The sequence below is a fragment of the Nocardioides sp. SRI_004 genome (assembly GCF_057586415.1).
This window is the reverse complement of the sequence record NZ_JBYCZV010000001.1, coordinates 58,051-76,897: the sequence shown is the minus strand read 5'-3', so window position 1 is coordinate 76,897 and position 18,847 is coordinate 58,051. Positions and strand designations below refer to the sequence as shown.

19 protein-coding genes are annotated in these 18,847 nt (G+C 73.1%); 6 read left to right on the top strand and 13 right to left on the bottom strand.

The window, feature by feature from the left end:
* Positions 1-31 precede the first annotated feature (31 nt).
* The 10 genes from AC2YHB_RS00410 to AC2YHB_RS00365 form a co-directional block, all read right to left on the bottom strand.
* Positions 32-805: a type III pantothenate kinase gene (locus AC2YHB_RS00410; protein ID WP_179649093.1), complete on the bottom strand. Its 774-nt coding sequence runs from the start codon at positions 803-805 to the stop codon at positions 32-34.
* A gap of 3 nt (positions 806-808) precedes the next feature.
* Positions 809-1,729 (bottom strand): carboxylating nicotinate-nucleotide diphosphorylase, encoded by a 921-nt coding sequence (nadC, locus tag AC2YHB_RS00405; protein ID WP_308645561.1) that lies wholly within the window; start codon positions 1,727-1,729, stop codon positions 809-811.
* A complete protein-coding gene (locus tag AC2YHB_RS00400) occupies positions 1,726-3,423 on the bottom strand; it encodes an L-aspartate oxidase (protein WP_179649092.1) in 1,698 nt (565 codons plus the stop codon). Before AC2YHB_RS00400 ends, nadC begins: the two co-directional genes overlap by 4 nt.
* Positions 3,424-3,436: 13 nt before the next feature.
* Positions 3,437-3,856 (bottom strand): aspartate 1-decarboxylase, encoded by a 420-nt coding sequence (gene panD / locus AC2YHB_RS00395; RefSeq protein WP_036550064.1) that lies wholly within the window; start codon positions 3,854-3,856, stop codon positions 3,437-3,439.
* A 37-nt stretch (positions 3,857-3,893) separates the two neighbouring features.
* Positions 3,894-4,784 (bottom strand): pantoate--beta-alanine ligase, encoded by an 891-nt coding sequence (gene panC / locus AC2YHB_RS00390; RefSeq protein WP_179649091.1) that lies wholly within the window; start codon positions 4,782-4,784, stop codon positions 3,894-3,896.
* Positions 4,781-5,734: a Rossmann-like and DUF2520 domain-containing protein gene (locus tag AC2YHB_RS00385; protein ID WP_179649090.1), complete on the bottom strand. Its 954-nt coding sequence runs from the start codon at positions 5,732-5,734 to the stop codon at positions 4,781-4,783. Before AC2YHB_RS00385 ends, panC begins: the two co-directional genes overlap by 4 nt.
* A 156-nt stretch (positions 5,735-5,890) precedes the next feature.
* A complete protein-coding gene (locus AC2YHB_RS00380; RefSeq protein ID WP_487353277.1) occupies positions 5,891-6,310 on the bottom strand; it encodes a hypothetical protein in 420 nt (139 codons plus the stop codon).
* A gap of 103 nt (positions 6,311-6,413) precedes the next feature.
* Positions 6,414-7,160: an SDR family NAD(P)-dependent oxidoreductase gene (locus tag AC2YHB_RS00375; RefSeq protein WP_036550059.1), complete on the bottom strand. Its 747-nt coding sequence runs from the start codon at positions 7,158-7,160 to the stop codon at positions 6,414-6,416.
* Positions 7,153-8,379, bottom strand: coding sequence for an AMP-binding protein (locus tag AC2YHB_RS00370; RefSeq protein ID WP_179649088.1), 1,227 nt, complete (start codon positions 8,377-8,379; stop codon positions 7,153-7,155). Before AC2YHB_RS00370 ends, AC2YHB_RS00375 begins: the two co-directional genes overlap by 8 nt.
* Positions 8,376-8,627, bottom strand: a complete 252-nt coding sequence (locus AC2YHB_RS00365; RefSeq protein ID WP_036550057.1) for a phosphopantetheine-binding protein — start codon at positions 8,625-8,627, stop codon at positions 8,376-8,378. Before AC2YHB_RS00365 ends, AC2YHB_RS00370 begins: the two co-directional genes overlap by 4 nt.
* Before the next feature lie 71 nt (positions 8,628-8,698).
* Between AC2YHB_RS00365 and AC2YHB_RS00360 the strand changes: the two genes are divergently transcribed.
* Both AC2YHB_RS00360 and pseI read left to right on the top strand, forming a co-directional pair.
* Positions 8,699-9,235 carry a GNAT family N-acetyltransferase gene (locus tag AC2YHB_RS00360; protein WP_179649087.1) on the top strand — a complete coding sequence of 179 codons (537 nt, stop codon included), beginning with the start codon at positions 8,699-8,701 and terminating at the stop codon, positions 9,233-9,235.
* Complete coding sequence (pseI, locus tag AC2YHB_RS00355) at positions 9,232-10,287, top strand: pseudaminic acid synthase (RefSeq protein WP_179649086.1); 1,056 nt, start codon at positions 9,232-9,234, stop codon at positions 10,285-10,287. Before AC2YHB_RS00360 ends, pseI begins: the two co-directional genes overlap by 4 nt.
* A 159-nt stretch (positions 10,288-10,446) precedes the next feature.
* Here the strand turns inward: pseI and AC2YHB_RS00350 are convergent, their stop codons facing one another.
* From AC2YHB_RS00350 to AC2YHB_RS00340, 3 genes are read right to left on the bottom strand one after another with little or no spacing between them, the layout of a single operon-like run.
* The gene (locus AC2YHB_RS00350) at positions 10,447-11,463 is read right to left on the bottom strand and encodes a hypothetical protein (protein ID WP_036550050.1); all 1,017 of its coding nucleotides are present in this window, start codon (positions 11,461-11,463) and stop codon (positions 10,447-10,449) included.
* Entirely contained in the window at positions 11,460-13,133 is a 1,674-nt protein-coding gene (locus AC2YHB_RS00345; RefSeq protein ID WP_179649085.1) for a hypothetical protein, read from the bottom strand. The genes AC2YHB_RS00350 and AC2YHB_RS00345 overlap by 4 nt, the downstream gene beginning before the upstream one ends.
* 12 nt (positions 13,134-13,145) lie before the next feature.
* Entirely contained in the window at positions 13,146-14,198 is a 1,053-nt protein-coding gene (locus AC2YHB_RS00340) for a PseG/SpsG family protein (protein WP_179649084.1), read from the bottom strand.
* A 104-nt stretch (positions 14,199-14,302) separates the two neighbouring features.
* On the opposite strand from AC2YHB_RS00340, the gene pseB reads away from it, so the two are divergent.
* Genes pseB through AC2YHB_RS00320 form a run of 4 tightly spaced genes read left to right on the top strand, consistent with a single transcriptional unit; the run spans position 14,303 to position 18,827 of the window.
* Positions 14,303-15,292 (top strand): UDP-N-acetylglucosamine 4,6-dehydratase (inverting), encoded by a 990-nt coding sequence (gene pseB / locus AC2YHB_RS00335; protein WP_036550045.1) that lies wholly within the window; start codon positions 14,303-14,305, stop codon positions 15,290-15,292.
* 4 nt (positions 15,293-15,296) lie between these two features.
* Positions 15,297-16,421 (top strand): DegT/DnrJ/EryC1/StrS family aminotransferase, encoded by a 1,125-nt coding sequence (locus AC2YHB_RS00330; protein ID WP_179649083.1) that lies wholly within the window; start codon positions 15,297-15,299, stop codon positions 16,419-16,421.
* Positions 16,422-16,429: 8 nt separating this feature from the next.
* Complete coding sequence (locus AC2YHB_RS00325) at positions 16,430-18,043, top strand: aldo/keto reductase (RefSeq protein ID WP_487353276.1); 1,614 nt, start codon at positions 16,430-16,432, stop codon at positions 18,041-18,043.
* Between the two features lies 1 nt (position 18,044).
* Positions 18,045-18,827: an SDR family NAD(P)-dependent oxidoreductase gene (locus AC2YHB_RS00320; RefSeq protein ID WP_179649081.1), complete on the top strand. Its 783-nt coding sequence runs from the start codon at positions 18,045-18,047 to the stop codon at positions 18,825-18,827.
* Positions 18,828-18,847: the final 20 nt, after the last annotated feature.

Genomic DNA, 18,847 nt, shown 5'->3' with positions numbered 1-18,847 from the left:
GGCAGCCGCGTCGCGGCGCCGACGGGTGACGTCAGGTGTTGCGGGCGTAGACCAGACCGAGCCCCCGCAGGGTCAGCCACGGCGCGTGGTCGGTGAAGCAGCGGCACTCGTCGATCACGAGCGGCGCGAGGTAGCCGGTGGCGATCACGGCGACGTCCTCGACCGGGGCGCCGAGGGCGGCGACGAGGCGCTCGACCATGCCCTCGACCTGGCTGGCGACGCCGAAGACCATGCCCGACTGCAGGGCCTCGACGGTGTTCTTGCCGATGACGCCGCGCGGGCGGACCAGCTCGACCATGCGCAGCTGGGCGCCGCCGCGGCTGAGCGCGTCGAGGGAGATCTCGATGCCGGGGGTGATCGCGCCACCGACGTACCGTCCGGCCGCGTCGACCACGTCGAAGGTGGTGGCGGTGCCGCCGAAGTCGACGACGATGGCGGGGCCGGAGTAGTCCGACGCGGCGGCGAGCGCGTTGATGATCCGGTCGCTGCCGACCTCGCGCGGGTTGTCGACGACGATCGGGACGCCGGTGCGGATGCCCGGCTCGACGATCACCCGCGGGACGTCGCCGAAGTGCGCGGCCAGCATCTCGCGCCACGCATTGAGCACCGAGGGCACGGTCGAGCAGACGGCGACACCGCTGACGGTGTCCTCCTCGCGGCCGAGCAGGCCGCGCAGCAGCACGCCCCACTCGTCGGCGGTGCGGTGCTCGTTGGTGGAGACCCGCCAGTCGGCGACGACCTCACCGTCCTCGAGCAGCCCGAGGACGGTGTGGGCGTTGCCGATGTCGGCGGCGAGCAGGCTCATGGCTCAGCCTCCGGTGGTCCGGAAGTCCAGCCCGAGGTCGAACACGTTGACCGAGTGCGTGAGCGCGCCGACGGAGATGAAGTCGACCCCCGTCTCCGCCACCTCGCGGGCCCGCTCGAGGGTCAACCCGCCGGACGCCTCGAGGGTGGCGTGCCCGCCGGCGGCGGCGTTGATCCGCACTGCCTCGGCCATGTCGGTGGTCGACATGTTGTCGAGCAGGACCTCGGTGCAGCCGGCGGCCAGCACGGCGCGCAGCTCGTCGAGGTCCATCACCTCGACCTCGACCCGCAGGCCCGGGTTGGCCGCGACGACCGCCTCGTACGCCGCCACCACGCCACCGGCGGCGACCGCGTGGTTGTCCTTCACCATGGCCCGGTCGACGAGGCTGAAGCGGTGGTTGACGCCACCGCCGCAGCGCACGGCGTACTTCTGCAGCGCGCGCCAGCCGGGGAGTGTCTTACGGGTGTCGAGGACGCGGGCGCGGGTGCCGGCGAGCGCCTCGACCCACTGCGCGGTCGCGGTCGCGACGCCGGACAGGTGCGAGGCGAAGTTGAGGGCGGTCCGCTCGGCGGTCAGCACGCCCTGCACGGGACCGGAGACCGTCAGCACGACGTCGCCGGGCTCCACGTGGGTGCCGTCCGGCACCCGGCCGGTGACCTTGACGGTGTCGCCGAGCGCGTAGGCGAAGGCGAGCTCGGCGATCGCGAGGCCCGCGACCACACCGGGCTCGCGGGCGGCGAAGTCGGCGACCGCCTCGCCCATGTCGGGCATCGCCGCGCTGGTCACGTCGTCGGCGCCACCGGGCAGGTCCTCCTCGAAGGCGAGCACGACGTGGTCGTAGACGGCCCGCGGGTCCAGCCCCGCGGCGGCGATCTCCTCGACGAGCGCGGCCGGCAGGGCGTCGTACGGCGTCCGGGCGATCACGGCGCCACCACCCCGGCGACGGGGCCGACGGATGGATCGGTCTGCGGCGACGGCACGAACTCCGCGGCGACGGCGCCGTCGGCCATCCGGACGTCGAAGTGGCCCGCGTACAGGTCGTCGTCGCGCTCGGCGAAGTCCTCACGCCAGTGCGAGCCGCGGGTCTCCTGGCGGAGCCGGGCGGTCATGGTGAGGGCGGTCGCGATGGTGAGCAGGTTGCTGGTCTCCCACGACTCCTGGTCGACGGCGGTGGCGGCCCGGCCCGCGAGCCCGGCCAGCACGTCCGCGCCCGCGGTGAGCCCGGCCGCGGAGCGGAGCACGCCGGCACGCGACGTCATCGTCTCCTGCAGCTCCTTGCGGGCAGCACCGGCGATCAGGCCCGGCGCGCGCTCGTCGGCCGACGGCTCGCGCCACTCCCCGAGCTCACCGGGCAGCACCTTCGCGATGCGGCGGGAGAACACCAGCCCGTCGAGCAGGGAGTTCGACGCGAGGCGGTTGGCGCCGTGGACGCCGGAGCAGGCGACCTCGCCGCTGGCGTAGAGACCCGGCAGGTCGCTGCGCCCGTCCAGGTCCGTGTGGACGCCGCCCGACACGTAGTGGCACGCCGGCGCGACGGGGATCAGGTCGACCACCGGGTCGACGCCGTGCGAGCGGGCGGTGGCGAGGATCGTCGGGAAGCGGCGCTCCCAGAACTCGGCGCCGAGGTGGCGGGCGTCGAGCCACATGTGCGGGCGGCCGGTGTCGAGCATCCGCTTCATGATCGCCTTGGCGACGACGTCGCGCGGGGCGAGGTCGGCGAGCTCGTGGACGCCCTGCATGAACCGGTTGCCGTCGTCGTCGACGAGGAAGGCGCCCTCGCCGCGGACCGCCTCCGAGATCAGCGGCTGCTGGCCACGCGAGTCGGGGCCGAGGTACATCACGGTCGGGTGGAACTGCACGAACTCCAGGTCGCGCACGGTCGCACCGGCCCGCAGCGCGAGCGCCATGCCGTCGCCCGTCGAGACCGCCGGGTTGGTGGTCTGCGAGAAGACCTGCCCGAAGCCGCCGCTGGCCAGCACCACGGCCCGGCACAGGACGGCGCCGACGCCGTCGCGCTCGCCCTCGCCGATGACGTGCAGGGTCAGCCCCGCGACACCGGTCGCGCCCGAGGAGTCCTCGCCGAGCAGGAGGTCGACGGCCAGCGCGTGCTGGATGACCTCGATGTCGGGGGCGGCCTGGACGGCGGCGATGAGGGCCCGCTGGATCTCGGCACCCGTGGCATCGCCGCCGGCGTGCGCGATCCGGTCGCGGTGGTGCCCGCCCTCCCGGGTCAGCGACAGCTCGCCGTCGGCCGTGTGGTCGAAGTTGGTGCCGAGGGCGATCAGCTCGCGGACCGCCTCGGGGCCCTCGTTGACCAGGATCCGCACGGAGTCGAGGTCGCAGGCGCCGGCGCCCGCGACGAGGGTGTCGAGCTCGTGCTCCTCCGGTGTGTCGCCGTCACCGAGCGCGGCGGCGATGCCGCCCTGCGCCCACTGGGTCGAGCCGGCGGCCAGCACGTCCTTCGTGACGACCAGGACCTTGCCGACCTCCTTGCGCAGACGCAGTGCAGCGGTCAGCCCGGCGATGCCGGAGCCGACGATGACGACGTCGGCGCGGGTCGTCCACCCCGGGCTCGGCGCGGTGAGGCGCCCGGGCAGGCGCTGCTGGTCCTGTGGCATCCGAGCAGGCTACTCAGCGACCGGCCGTGACGTCGCCCCGGGAGAGCGTCGGGTCGCCGAAGGTCTCGGCGGGGTCGAAGCCGGTCGCCATGATCTTGTTGTCCGCGTCGACGAAGACCACGTGCGGCTGGTACTCCTTCGCCTCCTCGGTGCTCATCTGGCCGTAGGCGATCAGGATCACCAGGTCGCCCGGGTGCACAAGGCGGGCGGCGGCACCGTTGATGCCGATCACGCCGCTGCCCCGCTCGCCGGCGATCGTGTACGTCTCCAGGCGGGCGCCGTTGGTGATGTCGACGATGTGCACGAGCTCGCCGGCCAGCAGGTCGGCCGCGTCGAGCAGGTCCTCGTCGACCGTCACGGAGCCGACGTAGTGCAGGTCGGCCTGCGTGACGGTGGCGCGGTGGATCTTGCTCTTCATCATGGTGCGCAGCATGGGAGTCTCCCTGGGTTCAGTACTGCTCGGAACTGCTTCAGAAATGCAGGGGCATGTTGTCGATGAGCCGGGTCGTGCCGACCCGGGCCGCGACGAGGATCCGGCCCTCGGTGCCGCTCTCCGGGTAGTCCGGCAGCTCACCGAGGCCGGTCGTGGTGAGGGCGAGGTAGTCGAGCTCGATGCCGGGCTCGGCCTTGAGCACGCCCATCGCCGCCCAGCGGGCCGCCGGGACGCCGTACTCCGCGCGGTCCTGGCCGGCGCGCAGCGCGCGGCTCAGCACGGCGGCGACCTGGCGCTGCTCCGCGTCGAGGTAGCGGTTGCGGCTCGAGCGGGCCAGGCCGTCGGGCTCGCGGTCGGTCGCGCCGCCGACGATCTCGATGCCCAGGCAGAGGTCGGCGACCATGCGGCGGATCAGCGCGAGCTGCTGGTAGTCCTTCTCGCCGAAGACCGCGACGTCGGGTCGGACCAGGCCGAAGAGCTTGGCGACGACGGTGAGCACGCCGCGGAAGTGCCCGGGACGGCTGGCGCCCTCGAACCGGTCCGCCAGCGGGCCGGGCTGGACGGTGACGGCCTCCGAGGCGACGCCCTCGTGCGGGACGCCGTCGGGGTACATCTCGGCGACGACCGGGGCGAAGACCACGTCGACACCCTCCTGACCCGCCATGTCGAGGTCGGCGTCGAAGGTCCGCGGGTAGCGGTCGAGGTCCTCGCCGGCCCCGAACTGCAGGGGGTTGACGAAGATCGACAGCACCACCGTGCCCTCGGCACCCGCGCGCTCACGGGCGATCCGCAGCAGCGTCGCGTGGCCCTCGTGCAGCGCGCCCATGGTCGGCACGAACACGACCGGGCCTCGGCCGCGGCGCGGCGCGACCAGCGCGTCGAGGTCCGACCGGCTGCGCGCGACAGCCGGGGTGGTGGCGACGGTCATGCCTGCTCCGAGCGCTCCGTGCGCTCCGTGCGCTCCATGTGCTCCGTGTGCTCCACCCGCGACGGCAGGATCCGGCGCTCGCCGTACGCGCTGAGCACGGTGGCGATCTTCTGGCCCTGGATCGGGAGGAGCCGGCCGTCGGTGACCGAGCGGTCGAGGGTGGCCCACGCCATCGCGACGTACGACGGCAGCGTGTCGGGCGCGTTGGCGGAGATGTCCTTCAGGTGCGCCGCGACGGTCTTCACGTCACCGCGGACGATCGGGCCGGTCAGCGCGGCGTCGCCGTGCGCGAGGGCGTTGTCGAGCGCCGCGTCCAGCAACGGGCGCAGGGTGCCGGCCGGGTCGTCGACGCCGGCGGCGGCCAGCAGGCCCATCGCCTCGCTGACGAGGGTGACGAGGTGGTTGGCGCCGTGGGCGAGGCCCGCGTGGTAGAGGGTGCGCATCTCCTCGGGCACCCAGTTGGCCGTGCCACCGAGGTCGGCGACGAGGCCGGCGGCGAGCTCGCGCTCGCCCTCGCCGGCGGTCAGGCCGAAGACGCAGCCCCGGAGCCGGTCGATGTCGACGGCCGTGCCGGTGAAGGTCATCGCCGGGTGCAGCGCGATCACGCGCGCGCCGACGGCCGCGGCGGGCGCGAGCACGGCGAGGCCGTGCCGGCCCGAGGTGTGCGCGACGACCTGGCCCTCGCGGATCGCGCCGCTGTCGGCCAGCACGCGCACCACGTTGGGGAGCATGTCGTCGGGGACGGTCAGCAGGAGCAGGTCAGCAGCCCGGGACACGTCGCTCGGCTTGCGCAGCGGGACGCCGGGCAGGAGCTCGGCGGCGCGGCGACGCGAGGCGTCGGACTCACCGGCAGCGGCGACGACGGGGTGACCGGCAGCGCGGAGACCCGCGGCCAGGACGGCGCCGACGCGACCCGCGCCGACGACACCCACGCTGAGCGTGTGGGACATCGTGAACCTTTCGTTCCGGTCCCGCCGACCACTGCCCTCGCGGGCAGCCGGTGTGGGTACCGGACGTTGTGCTCATGGGCGCCCCGGGGTTCCGGGACGGTTCAACCGTACGCCGGTGCGCGGGGCCGCGAAAACGGTTCGGGTCGGTGGGATGGGTCACACGGCCGAACGGTTGCGGGCGACGCTGACGACCACCGTCGTGCCCGGCTCGGGGTGGAGGCGGCCGGTGACCAACTCGATGCCGGGGCCGGCGTCCGCGTCCAGGCCGCCGCGCTGGAGGAGCACCACGGGGACGTCGGTCAGCTTCGCCAGGCACTCCAGCCGGGTCCAGCGCTCCCAGAACCCCGCCTCGCCGTGCCGGGCGGCCAACGCCGGCGGGACGGGTCGGTCGATCTCGGCGTCGACGGCCACCGCGCGGTCGACGGGTCCCGTCCAGGCCACCACGCGACCGTCCGAGAGGTGCGAGCGGGCGGCGTACCGGCTCAGCTCCGCGTCGGTGCCGACGCGGAGCAGCTGCAGGGCGTCGACCCGGCGCTGGGCGCCGTCGCGAGCGTCGTCAGGCGGGTGTGATGGCAAGGCGCAGGCGCGACGGCGGTCTGGTTGCACCATCGAGCGTCTGCAACGCAGCCAGCGCGCCCGGATGGCGGCGCGCAGCAGGGGTCCAGCGCCGGGTCGGCGCCTAGATGGAGCCGCCACCGTCGATGACGATCGCCTGGCCGTTGATGTTGGTCTGGTCCAGCAGCAGCGTGCGGACCACGGGCACGACGTCCTCGGGCGAGGTCATCGCGCCGGAGGGGGTACGACGGACGATCGACTCGAGCTGGTTGGCGCCCAGCACCGCCGACATCTCCGAGGCGAAGAAGCCGGGGGCGACCGAGTTGGCGAGCACCCGGCCGGCCATCTCGCGGGCGATGGCCCGGGTGGCCCCGTCGAGGCCGGCCTTCGTCGAGGAGTAGGCGACCAGGCCCTGGTAGCCGCGCTGGCCGCAGATCGAGGTGATGTTGACCAGCCGGCCCTTGCGGCCCTTGCCCATCAGCCGGCGCAGCCAGAACCGGGTGAGCACGAGCGGCGCGGTCAGGTTGGTCTCGATGATCCGCGCGATCTCGTCGGCGGAGGTGTGGACGTGGAGCGAGTCCTGGCCCACGGCGGCGTTGTTGACGAGGCCGTCGATGATGCCGAGCTTCGCCTCGACCTCCTTGACGAAGGCCTGGGTGGCCGCGGCGTCGGTGATGTCGACGGAGCCGAAGTGGCTGGTGTCCGGGAAGCGCGCGGCGAGCGCGTCGAGCTCCGGCGTGACGGTGCGGGCGAACGCGGCCACCTTGACGCCCTGCTCGAGGAGGTCGGTGACCATGGCGAGGCCGAGGCCGCGCGAGGCGCCGGAGATGAGGACCACGCCGGCGGGCGGGACGAGGGTGGCTTCAGACATCGCTCTTCAGGGTCTCCTTGGTCGGGATGGCGGCCAGCAGCTTGATCCGCCGCGGGACGCCGTACTCCGGCAGCCGCTCGGCACACCAGCGGTTGAGCTCGGCCAGCACGTCGGGGGCGGTCGTCTCGCCCGAGGTGAGGACGACGTCGGCGACCACGAGGTTGCCGACCAGCGGGGCCTTGCGCCCCCGCACGTGCGCCCACGCGACGTCGGGGTGCGACTGCAGGACCGCGCGGACGACGCCCGCCGACACCTTGGCGCCGCCGATGTTGATCTCGTCGGAGTCGAGGCGACCGGTGATCAGCACGCGACCGTCCTCGACGACCACGGCGTCACCGGTGCGGACCGGGCCGCCGAGGCCCTCGCCGTGGTGCGGGGAGGTGATGACGAGCTCGCCCTCGACGACGTCGATCCGCGGCCGGCCCTCGGCCTCGCGGCCCAGCCACTCGACGGGGAACCCGGCGCGGCCGTCGTGGACGACGATCGACGCGCCGACCTCGGAGGAGGCGTAGAGCCAGGAGATGCGGGCGTCGGGGAAGAAGGTGCGCAGCTGGTCGAGGATCGCCTGGTCGACGGGCTCGCCGCCGAGGCTGACCTGCTGCAGCGGCACCTTCGCGAGGTCGTCGGCCTGCGACATCGTGGTCTGCCGCCAGAAGGTCGGGGTGCCCGAGGCGGCCGTGACGCCGTGCTCGATGCCGGCGGCGACCCACTCGTCCAGCCGCGAGGGGTCGACGACGACGAGGTCCTGGCCCGCGGAGCCGAGGCCGAGGGTGACCACCTGCCACCAGGCGTAGGTGCCGGGCGAGTAGGGGCACAGCCAGGTCCGCGGCGCCATGTCGCCGGCGACCGTGGTCAGGGAGTCGAGGGTGTGGCCGATCTGCTTCGGGCGGCCGGTCGAGCCCGACGTGAGCAGCCACAGCCGACCCGGCTCGGGCTCGCGGGTCACCGAGGCGAGCTCGACCGAGCCGTCCGGGTCGACGATGTTGAAGCCGGCGGCGCGCAGCTCGGCGCGCAGGTTGGCCTCCATCCGGCCCGCCGCGACGACCAGGAACTCCGCCCCGGTCTCGGCGTGCTGCTTGACCGCGCGCAGGGCGGCGTACGACGAGTCGACGACCACCGCGGCCGGCGCCGGGTAGTCCAGCGGCTCGAGGTCGCCCCAGGTGACCTGCTCGCCGGTCGAGGCGTCGGTCAGGCGGTTGGACGGGTGGCGCAGGCTCACGCGGCCTGGATCTCGGTCAGCAGGTCCAGCACGTGGCCGACGGTCGTGATCTGGCGCAGGCCGGCCGCGTCGAAGTTGAGCTCCTCGTCGATCTCGTCCTCGACCCGGAGGGCCAGCTCGCTGAAGTCGAGCGAGCGGAAGCCGATGTCGGCGAGCAGCGCGTCGTCGCTGTCCGGCAGCGTCTTGTCCTGGGCGGCCAGGACCTCACCCATCAGCTCACGAAGGCGATTGCGGGGAACCGTCGTCATGTCGGGCAGACTACCGTTAGCCCCGGACGAGACCGCACTCCCAGCGGTCCCTGCTGGTCGAGGAGGAAACCATGCTGCGTCCCGCCGCCGACGGCGACGTCGACGCCATGCGTGTGTGGCGCAACCAGCCGGCCAACCGCGCCGTCAGCATCAACGACCACGTCATCACCGCCGAGGAGCACGAGGCGTGGTGGGAGCGCACCCGGAGGGACCCGACCCGGCTCACCCTCGTCTTCGAGTACGCCGACCGCCCTCTCGGCATCGTGAACTACTTCGACATCGCCGACGACCGCTCCCGATGTTCGTGGGGCTTCTACCTCGACAGCGAGACCGTGGAGGCCGAGGGCCTCGCGCTCCTCGCCTGGATGCAGGTCATGAAGGAGGCGACCGCCTACGCCTTCGACGAGCTGGGCGTCGACGTACTGCACGGCGAGGTGCTCAGCGAGAACGAGGCGGTCCGCTCGATGAACCGCCGCTTCCGCTTCGTCGAGGGGCCCGCCGAGACCCGCAGCAACGGTGAGCGCACCCTCACCGTCCACCCGATCAGCCTGCGCCGCGAGGACCGCCGCGGTGCCCGCAAGACCACTGCACAGGAAGGCACCCGATGAGCCTCGAGGCCATCCAGGTCGGCACCCGCACGATCGGCCCCGACCACGAGCCGTTCGTGATCGCCGAGATGTCGGGCAACCACAACGGCGACCTCGAGCGGGCCCTCGACATCGTCCGGGCCGCCGCCGACGCCGGCGCGCACGCGGTGAAGATCCAGACCTACACCGCCGACACGATCACCCTCGACGTCGACTCCCCCATGTTCCGGCTCAGCGCGGACCACCCGCTGTGGCCCAACCGCCGGCTCTACGACCTCTACACCGAGGCCCACACCCCCTGGGACTGGCACGAGCCGATCTTCGCGCTCGCCCAGGAGCTCGGCATGCTCGGCTTCAGCGCCCCCTTCGACCCGACCGCCGTCGACTTCCTGCACGGCCTCGGCGTCCCGATGATCAAGTCGGCCTCCAGCGAGATCACCGACCTGCCGCTGATCCGCTCGATCGCCGCCACCGGGCTGCCGACGATCATCTCCACCGGCACCGCCACCATGGGCGAGATCGACGCGGCCGTCCGTGCGGCGCGCGAGACGGGCAACGAGCGGCTCGTGGTGCTGGCCTGCACGGCGTCGTACCCTGCGCCGCCGGAGGCGTCCAACCTGCGCGGCATCCCGGTCCTGCGCGACGCGCTCGACGTCCAGGTCGGCCTCTCCGACCACACGCTCGGCATCGGCGCCTCGGTCGCGGCGGTCGCCCTCGGTGCCACCGTGATCGAGAAGCACCTCACCCTCGACCGCGCCGACGGCGGGGTCGACGCCGACTTCTCGCTCGACCCCGGCGAGTTCGCCTCGCTCGTCCGCGAGACGAAGATCGCCTGGCAGGCCATGGGCGAGGCCCGGATCGGCCCCAAGGAGATCGAGGCCGAGGGCCTGCGCTTCCGCCGCTCCCTCTTCGTCTCCCGCGACGTCAAGGCCGGCGAGAAGGTCTCCGCCGACAACGTCCGCTCGGTCCGCCCCGCCGACGGCATGCCGCCGGACTCGTTCCGCGACATCGAGGGCCGGGTCTTCCGCGAGGACGTCCCCCTGGGCACCCCGATGTCGCTGGACCTGCTGTAGCACTGCGCGAGCGCGGCTCCGCCGCCAGGGCGGCAGCAAGCTGCCGGGAGGCGGCTCCCGTCGCGCTGCCGCGCCGCGGTTGTCCTCCGTAGGCCCACACGAGGTCTGGCGGCAAGCCCGCCGCAACCTCGGCGGATCCTCAGCCGTTGGCTGGTCCCGTCAGCGGACGGTGACGGCCCAGTCGACCAGGGACGGGGCGCCGCCGGGGGTGGACTTCTGCAGTCGGACCAGGACCGGACCGGTGCCGGCGGGGAGCTCGAGGACGGGGCCGTCGATCCGGGCCCCGGGGACCTCGTCGCCGTCGAGCGTGAGCACGCTCAGGGCGATGCCGTGGGTGCGGTCGACGGTGCGGTCCTGGGCGAGCTCGCGTACGGCGCGGCCGGGGTGCTTGACCCGGGCGCGGCGGCCGCGCAGGCGGTCGCCACCGATCCCGCGGACGGCGACCTCGACCCGGCTGCCCCGGTCGGGCTCACCGGGGTTGACCACGAGGACGCCGCTCTGGCCGAGCACGAGCGCACCCTGGTCGTCGCGCCGGCCCACGGCGACGCGCGGCTTGACGGGCTCGGCGCCCAGGCGCAGGTGGACACGGGAGATCGCGACGCCCACGGCGCCGTCCTCCATCGCCGCGCCGTTGGGCCAGGCGCGGTCGTCGGCGCGGGTCGACTCGAGGCCGATCATCAGCAGGCCGTCCTCGCCGATCTGGTCGGGGGTCACCTGGAAGACCACGCGCTCCGTGCTCGCCTCGCCGTCGAGCGGACGGAGGCCGAGCACGGCGCCGGCGACGGCCCGGCCTTGAGCGGTGATCCGCAGCGAGCGGTGACGGCCGGAGACGTCGGGCATCTCGACCTCGGCGTCCTTGTCGTCGTTGCGCTTCATCTTCGCGCGGGTGCCGATCAGGTGGTCGTGCCACATCCGGTTCGACAGCGCGTCGACGCGGAGGTCGACCTGCACCGTGAGCACCTCGGTGGTGGGCACGATCGACAGCCCGAGCAGGCCCGAGGGCCGTACGACGCGGGCGAGCCGGTGCGGCGCCCGGACGGCACCGTCGATCAGCGCGACCGCCCCGGGCACGTTCTGGTCGAGGCTGATCGGCAGCTCGTGGCTGACCGACTCCTTGTCGAAGTCGGTCGCGACGTGGAGCGACGGGAGCTCGAAGACCTTGGGCTGCTGGGTCATGCCGTCACCGCCCCGAGCTGGATCGCCAGCGCGTCGGGTGAGACCTCCCAGTCGAACCGTGACAGGAAGGGTTCACGGCGCCGCCACATCCGTTGCACGGCCGCGAACGCCGGCTCGCCGTCGGCCTCGACGTGCAGCATGTTGATGGAGAGGATCTCGAAGAGCCGGTCGCCCTCGCCGACGGGCCACTGCTGGACCAGGCCGGACGGGACGTCGCTGGCGCAGCGGTAGAACCACATCCACAGCCGGGCGCGCTCGACCTGGTCGGGGGTGATCAGCACCTCGCCGGCGAGCAGGCCCTCGATGTGGCGGGTGAGCTCGGAGAAGTACTCCTCGACCGACTCGGTCACGGTGGTGAACCCGCAGGCGCTCCACTCCGACCAGCCGCACTGGAGGGCGGGGATGCCGAGGGCGGGGTACTCGCTGCTGACGCTGCCGCGCACGGTGAGCACGAGGTCGGTCAGGGCCGTCAGGTAGTTCTTCGAGAGGTCGAGGCTGCGCATGAACTTCATGTGCGGCTGGTCGGCGTAGCGGGCCGCGACGCCGTCGAAGAACCCCGTGGCGTCGTACATGTGCTGGTGGGGGTGGTCGAGGAAGAGCCAGTTGACCTCGTCGTGCTCGGCCGCCCAGGCCGCGGTCTTCTCGATCCAGTCACCGAGGTCCTCGAAGACCTCCCAGTTGGTGCCGAGCGCGTCGGACACCGCGTGGTTGAAGACCGAGATCGTCGGCTTCGAGGGGTCGAGGCCGACCCGGCGGCCCGCAGGCACCCGGACGGCGGCCCGGTCGGCGGGCGTGCGCAGCTCGACGCTGGAGAAGTCGGCGCCGGCGCGCCACCACGACGGTCGGCCGAGGGTGGCCTTGGCACGGGCCTGGGTGAGCTCCGAGCTGCGGTGCAGCAGCTCGCGGTTGGGCCACACGTGCTTCTCGAAGAACTCGCCGAGCTGCGTGGTCAGCCCGGCGCGGATCGGCGCCCCGGCGGGCAGCTTCTCCGGGAACAGCCCGTAGACCTTCAGGCCGCCCGTGGACTGCGGGAAGAGGACGGGTACGTCGTGGCGGATCGCCGCCTCGACCGCGAGCCCGAAGTTGTTGTAGTCGACGTGGCTCGAGATCAGCGCGACGACGTCGTTGTTGGCCAGCAGGGCGTCGTAGATCTTCGCGAACTCGACGCTGCGCGCGGTGACCTGGTCCTTCTTCGCCTGGATCTCCGGGGAGTCGTCGAGGCGGGCGACCAGCGCCATCCGGCAGGTGGTGGCGTAGACGATCTCGTCGAGCTTGTCGGCGGGGATGCCGGAGTCCGGGAGGTCGCCGCCGAGGTCGACCCCGGCGATCTCCATCGGCTCGGCCGTGCCGGCGACGCGGGCGTCGACCAGCGCGTGGGCGTCGAAGACCGCCTCGGCGCCGTACGCCGTGGCCATCGCCGAGATCTCCTCGAGGTTGAAGTAGGTCCAGATGATCTGGTTCCAGTCCTCGTCGGCGCCGCTGTAGACGACGATCCGGGCCGGCTCCATCCGGCGCAGCGCGTTCGCCACCGTGAGATTGCGCAGGGTCACCCGGAGGTCCTGGCTCATCGCCTCGACGAGGATGATCCGCTCCGACGGGGGCGGGACGTTGTTGCGCCAGAAGACGGTGGAGGTCCGCAGGAACGGCCGGAAGTCAGTCAGCTCGCGCACCCCGCAGTTATATCAACCGGAGGCCGGTTCCCCGGTCTCGAGAAGGCTCTCCACGACGCGGCTCCGGCCCTGTCCGTCGACCAGCTCCCAGCCCTTGCGACGCAGCCGGTTGCGGGCGTCGGCGTCGTCGAGGGCCGCGCCGAGGACAGCGGTCGCCGCCTCCGGCTCCTGTCGTACGACGTCCAGCAGGCCGAGCGGGAACGTGAGCCCTCCGTCGACGACGCGCCCGTAGGACTCGACCTGGTTGTCGGCGACGCACACGAAGGCGACCGCAGCCCCCAGGCAGAGCAGCTCCCAGCTCGACGTGCCGGCGGCGCTCACCACCAAGTCGGCCGCGCGGACCTGCTCGGCGAGGCGGTCCGTGGGCGGGATCACCTCGATCTCCTGGCCCTCGGCGGGCCGGACCGCGGCCAGCGCGGCGCGGCTCTCGTCGGTGGCGGCGACCACGGACAGCCGGAACGGGCGACCGGTCGCGACGAGCGCATCGGTCAGCACGGGCGCCGCACCGTAGGCGTCGGTGCCGCCGAAGAAGGCGAAGACCCGCGGCGGGCCGGTCGGTGCCGGCACCTCCGGCGTGGCCGGCCGGTGGCGCAGCACCTCGTCGCGCATCAAGGCGTAGCGCAGCCCCGCGAGCCGCACCGCTCCCTCCGGCAGCGCGCGACGGTCGTCCTCGGCGCCGATGTTCTGGTCGAGGAAGACGTCCGCGACCCGGCCACCGAGGTCGCCGTCCACGAACGCCAGCGTCCGGTACGACGCCCGCACGGCGTCGTACACGGTGGGCGGCAGGCGGTAGGAGTCGATGACGACGGCCTCGGGCGCGAGCTCGTCGACCTGGCGCAGCTGCTCCTCCACGGTCGGCGCGGGCGGGACGGAGGCGAAGCCCCGAGCGGCGAGCTGCGCGGCCGCGAACGGGACGGCGGACGCATCGACGAGGAAGCGGACGTCGCGGCCGCGGGCGTGCAGCTCCTCGGCGAGCGCGAGGCAGCGCATCAGGTGGCCGACCCCGATGTCGGGTCCGAGGTCGCACCAGACGACGACGGTCCCGCTGGTTGTGCCCTGCGACACCCTCAACCACCTCAATTCCGGCCGTGACCGCGCGCAACGGTATCGTCGGTCCGATTCATCGTGGCGGGGACGGGCCCCGCCCCCGCCCGACGGAAGGCGTCCGCGTGTCCATCCTCCAGGGGTCCAGCATCCTGATCACCGGTGGCACCGGTTCGTTCGGGAAGGCCTTCATCCGCTACGCCCTCGACAACCTGAACCCGCGCCGCCTGGTGATCATCAGCCGCGACGAGCTCAAGCAGTTCGAGTGCCGGCAGATGTTCAACGACGACCCCCGGCTGCGCTGGTTCATCGGTGACATCCGTGACCGCGAGCGGCTGACCCGCGCGATGCACGACGTCGACTACGTCGTCCACGCGGCCGCCCTCAAGCAGGTCGACACCGGCGAGTACAACCCGTTCGAGTTCATCAAGACCAACGTCCTCGGCTCGCAGAACGTCGTCGAGGCGGCCATCGACTCCGGCGTGAAGAAGGTCGTCGCGCTGTCGACCGACAAGGCCTCCTCGCCGATCAACCTGTACGGCGCCACGAAGCTCACCGCCGACAAGATCTTCATCCTCGGCAACAACTACGCGGCGTCGTACCCGACCCGCTTCGCCGTCGTCCGCTACGGCAATGTCACCGGCTCGCGCGGCTCGATCATCCCGAAGTGGAAGGCGATGGCCGAGCGCGGCGAGAAGCTGCCGATCACGGACCTGCGCTGCACGCGCTTCCTGATCACGCTGCCGCAGGCGGTCCAGATGGTCGTCGACACCTTCGACCTGATGCAGGGCGGCGAGCTGCTCGTCCCGCACATCCCCTCGCACAAGGTCGTCGACCTGGCGCACGCGGTCGTGCCGGACGCCGAGTTCGTCGACATCGGCCTGCGCCCGGGCGAGAAGCTCCACGAGGAGATGATCAGCCCCGAGGAGGGTCGCCGCGCGGTGATCATCCAGGGCGGCAAGTACTACGTGATCGAGCCGGAGACCCCGCAGTGGGGCTACAAGCCGATCGCCGACGCCGTCCCGGTGCCCGAGGGCTTCCACTGCGCCTCGGACAAGAACGACATCTGGTGGGGCGTCGAGGACCTCCGCAAGGTGCTCGAGTCGGGCATCTGAGCCGATGCTCCCCTACGGTCGCCAGTCGATCACCGAGGACGACGTCCAGGCGGTCGCCGAGGTCCTCCGCGGTGACTGGCTGACGACCGGTCCGACCGTCACCCGGTTCGAGGAGGCCATCGGCGCGCTCGCCGGCGGCCACCGGGCCGTGTCGTGCACGTCGGGCACCGCCGCGCTGCACATGGCCTACGCCGGTGCCGGCGTCGGCGCGGGCGACGAGGTCGTCACGACGCCGATGACCTTCGTGGCCACGGCGTCCGGCGCCTCGATCCTCGGCGCGAAGGTCGTCTTCGCCGACACCGAGGAGGACACCGGCCTGATCGACCCGGCCGCCGTCGACGCGCTCGTCACCGAGCGCACCAAGGTCGTCGCCGCCGTCGACTACACCGGTCACCCCGCCGACTACGCCGCGCTGCAGCCGATCGCCGACCGGGTCGACGCGCTCACCCTCGCGGACGCCGCCCACTCCATCGGCGGCTCGGCCGGAGGACGGCCGGTGGGCGACCTGGCCGACATCACGACGTTCTCGTTCTTCCCGACCAAGAACATGACGACGACCGAGGGCGGGGCCGTGGTGGCCAAGTCCGACGCGATCGCCCAGCGCGCCCACGAGTTCCACTTCATCGGCATGGTCCGCGACGCCGACCGGTTCAAGAACCCCGACCAGGGCGCGTGGTGGTACGAGGTCCACGAGGCCGGCCTCAACTACCGGCTGACCGACGTCGCGTGCGCGCTCGGGCTGTCCCAGCTCGCGCGGCTCGAGGCCTTCAAGCAGCGGCGCGCGGAGATCTGGGCCCGCTACAACGCCGCCCTCACCGACGTCGACGGCGTGCGGATCCCCGTGCAGCGCGACGGCGTCGACCCCGTGTGGCACTTCTACTGCGCCCGCATCCTCGACGGCCGCCGCCGCGAGGTGTTCGACAAGATGCGCGAGCGCGGCATCGGCGTCCAGGTCAACTACATCCCGGTCTACTGGCACCCCGTGTACGCCGACGCCGGCTACCAGCGCGGCATGTGCCCCAACGCCGAGGCGTTCTACGCCGAGGAGCTGTCGCTGCCGCTCTTCCCCGACCTCACCGACGCCGAGGTCGACCGCGTCATCGAGACCCTGATCGACGTCCTGGGCTGAGGCTCGCAATGACCGCGCGCGTCCAGGTCGTGCTCCAGTCGCGGCTCAGCTCCTCACGGCTGCCGGGCAAGGCGCTGCTGTCCGTGGCGGGCCGGCCGATGGTCGTCCTCGCCGCGCAGCGGGCCGGCAACGCCGGGCACCCGGTGCTGGTCGCGACCAGCGACCAGCCCGAGGACGACGTCATCGCCCTGGCCTGCGCCGACGCCGGGGTCGCGGTGGTCCGGGGGCCGCTGGACGACCCGCTGGCCCGCTTCTTGCTGGCTGCCTCGGGCCTCGAGGACGCCGACGTCGTCGTACGGCTGACGGCGGACAACGTGGTGCCCGACGGCGACGTCGTGGGCCAGCTGGTCGCCGCCCTGCAGGCCTCGGGCCGGCGCTACGCCCGACTCGGTGGCGACGACCCAGCGCTGCCCTACGGCGTGGCGGCCGAGGCGTTCACCGCGGGCCTGCTCCGCGAGGCCGACGCCGCGGCGGTGACACCCTTCGAGCGCGAGCACGTGACGCCGTGGATGCGGGAGCGCGAGGGCGACCTGCGCACCTCCCTGACCGGCATCGGCGACTGGGCCGGGCTGCGCTGCACGGTCGACACCTTCGACGACTTCGTGGCGGTCGCCCGGATCCTCGCCGGGGTGGGCGATCCCGTCGGGACGGACTGGCGGACGGTCTGCGAACTGGTCGCCGCCGCATCCGACCTGCGTCCCCCGCTGCCGGTCCGCGACAACCCGCTCGGCCAGTCCGCGCTGGTGCTCGGCACCGTCCAGCTCGGCGTCGAGTACGGCGCCGCCAACTCCGGCGGCCTGCCGTCCGACGCCGTCGTGGCCGACGTGCTGGCCGCGGTACGACGCAACCGGATCACCCACCTCGACACCGCCCGTGGCTACGGCCGCTCCGAGCAGCGCCTCGGCGTCGCCCTGCGACGCGGGCTGTCGGAGCACGCGGGCGTGGTCACCAAGGTGATCCCGCTGGCCGAGGGCGACGGCGCCGCCGCGGTGGAGGCATCGGTGCAGACCAGCCTGCGCGCGCTCGGGTCGTCGTCGGTGGCCGCGCTGCTCGTGCACCGGGCCGCGGACTGGCACCGCCCCGGCGTGGCCGACGCGCTGGCGGGTCTGGCCGCGGCCGGCACCGCGGCCGTGGTCGGAGCCAGCATCTCCTCCCCCGACGAGCTGGTCACGCTGCTGGCGGACCCGCGCTGCGGCTACGTGCAGCTGCCCTTCAACGCCCTCGACCGCCGTTGGCTCGCACCCGACGTCCAGTCGGCGCTCGCGGCCCGCCCCGACGTCGTCGTGACCGTCCGCTCGGTCTACCTGCAGGGGCTGCTCGCCGCCGGCACCGACGCCCGCTGGCCCGCCCTGCCCGGTGTCGACGGGTCGGCCGTGACCGCCTCGCTGGACCGGGCCGTCGAGGAGCTGGGCCGGACGTCGCGGGCCGACCTCTGCGTCGCCTACGTCCTCGGCCACCCGTGGGTGACCTCGATCGTCGTCGGCGCGGAGACGGCCGACCAGGTCGACGACACCGCCGCGCTGGTGCACCGTCCCGCCCTCACGCCCGACGAGATCGAACGGGTGCACGCGCTGGTCGCGCCCGGCCCGGTCGCGCTGGTCGACCCGAGCAACTGGAGCTGACATGTCGTCCCTGTTCGACCTGACCGGCACCGTCGCGATCGTCAGCGGCGCCTCCGGCCGGCTCGGCCCCGCGATGGTGACCGCGCTGGCCGGCGCGGGCGCCACCGTCGTCGCCGTGGGCCGCTCCTCCTCCCGCCTCGCCGAAGCGGTCGGGGACGTCCCCGGCGTCGAGCTCGCGACCTGCGACATCACCTCCGACGAGTGGCCTGCCCTGGTGGCCGACGTCGCCCAGCGGCACGGCCGGCTCGACGTACTCGTCAACAACGCGCACGTCGCCCGCGGCGGCTCGATGCGCACCTCCACCGACGACGACTACCGCGAGGCCTTCGACCTGGCCGTCACCGCCTCCGCGCGCGCGATCAACGCCGCCCGCCCGGCCCTCGCCGCCTCCGCCGCGGCCGGCGGCCCGGCGTCGGTGGTCAACGTGTCGTCGATGTACGGCGTCGTCGCGCCCGACCTCTCGATCTACGCCGCCGAGGCCCACCGCAACCCGCCGTTCTACGGCACCGCCAAGGCCGCGATGCTCCAGCTGACCCGGTACGCCGCCGCCGAGCTCGGCCCCGAGGGGATCCGCGTCAACGCGCTGGTCCTCGGCCCGTTCCCCGGCGAGCCGGGCACGCCGGAGGCGGAGGAGCTGCTCGGGAGGATCGCCGGCCTGACCCTCCTCGGCCGGGTCGGGCAGCCCGAGGAGGTCATGAGCGCGCTGCTCTTCCTGGCCTCCCCCGCCTCGTCGTTCGTGACCGGGTCGACGGTCGAGGTCGACGGGGGCTGGACCGCCCGCTGAGGCGAGCCGGTCTTCCCGTT

Excerpts from the sequence above, each read along its gene's own strand:
- AC2YHB_RS00320 (WP_179649081.1), top strand. The coding sequence starts at position 18,045 with ATGTCGTCCCTGTTCGACCTGACCGGCACCGTCGCGATCGTCAGCGGC.
- AC2YHB_RS00330 (WP_179649083.1), top strand. The coding sequence starts at position 15,297 with ATGCTCCCCTACGGTCGCCAGTCGATCACCGAGGACGACGTCCAGGCG.
- AC2YHB_RS00400 (WP_179649092.1), bottom strand. The coding sequence starts at position 3,423 with ATGCCACAGGACCAGCAGCGCCTGCCCGGGCGCCTCACCGCGCCGAGC.
- AC2YHB_RS00410 (WP_179649093.1), bottom strand. The coding sequence starts at position 805 with ATGAGCCTGCTCGCCGCCGACATCGGCAACGCCCACACCGTCCTCGGG.
- panD (WP_036550064.1), bottom strand. The coding sequence starts at position 3,856 with ATGCTGCGCACCATGATGAAGAGCAAGATCCACCGCGCCACCGTCACG.
- AC2YHB_RS00365 (WP_036550057.1), bottom strand. The coding sequence starts at position 8,627 with ATGACGACGGTTCCCCGCAATCGCCTTCGTGAGCTGATGGGTGAGGTC.
- AC2YHB_RS00375 (WP_036550059.1), bottom strand. The coding sequence starts at position 7,160 with ATGTCTGAAGCCACCCTCGTCCCGCCCGCCGGCGTGGTCCTCATCTCC.
- AC2YHB_RS00385 (WP_179649090.1), bottom strand. The coding sequence starts at position 5,734 with ATGTCCCACACGCTCAGCGTGGGTGTCGTCGGCGCGGGTCGCGTCGGC.
- pseI (WP_179649086.1), top strand. The coding sequence starts at position 9,232 with ATGAGCCTCGAGGCCATCCAGGTCGGCACCCGCACGATCGGCCCCGAC.
- panC (WP_179649091.1), bottom strand. The coding sequence starts at position 4,784 with ATGACCGTCGCCACCACCCCGGCTGTCGCGCGCAGCCGGTCGGACCTC.
- AC2YHB_RS00360 (WP_179649087.1), top strand. The coding sequence starts at position 8,699 with ATGCTGCGTCCCGCCGCCGACGGCGACGTCGACGCCATGCGTGTGTGG.
- AC2YHB_RS00325 (WP_487353276.1), top strand. The coding sequence starts at position 16,430 with ATGACCGCGCGCGTCCAGGTCGTGCTCCAGTCGCGGCTCAGCTCCTCA.
- AC2YHB_RS00350 (WP_036550050.1), bottom strand. The coding sequence starts at position 11,463 with ATGACCCAGCAGCCCAAGGTCTTCGAGCTCCCGTCGCTCCACGTCGCG.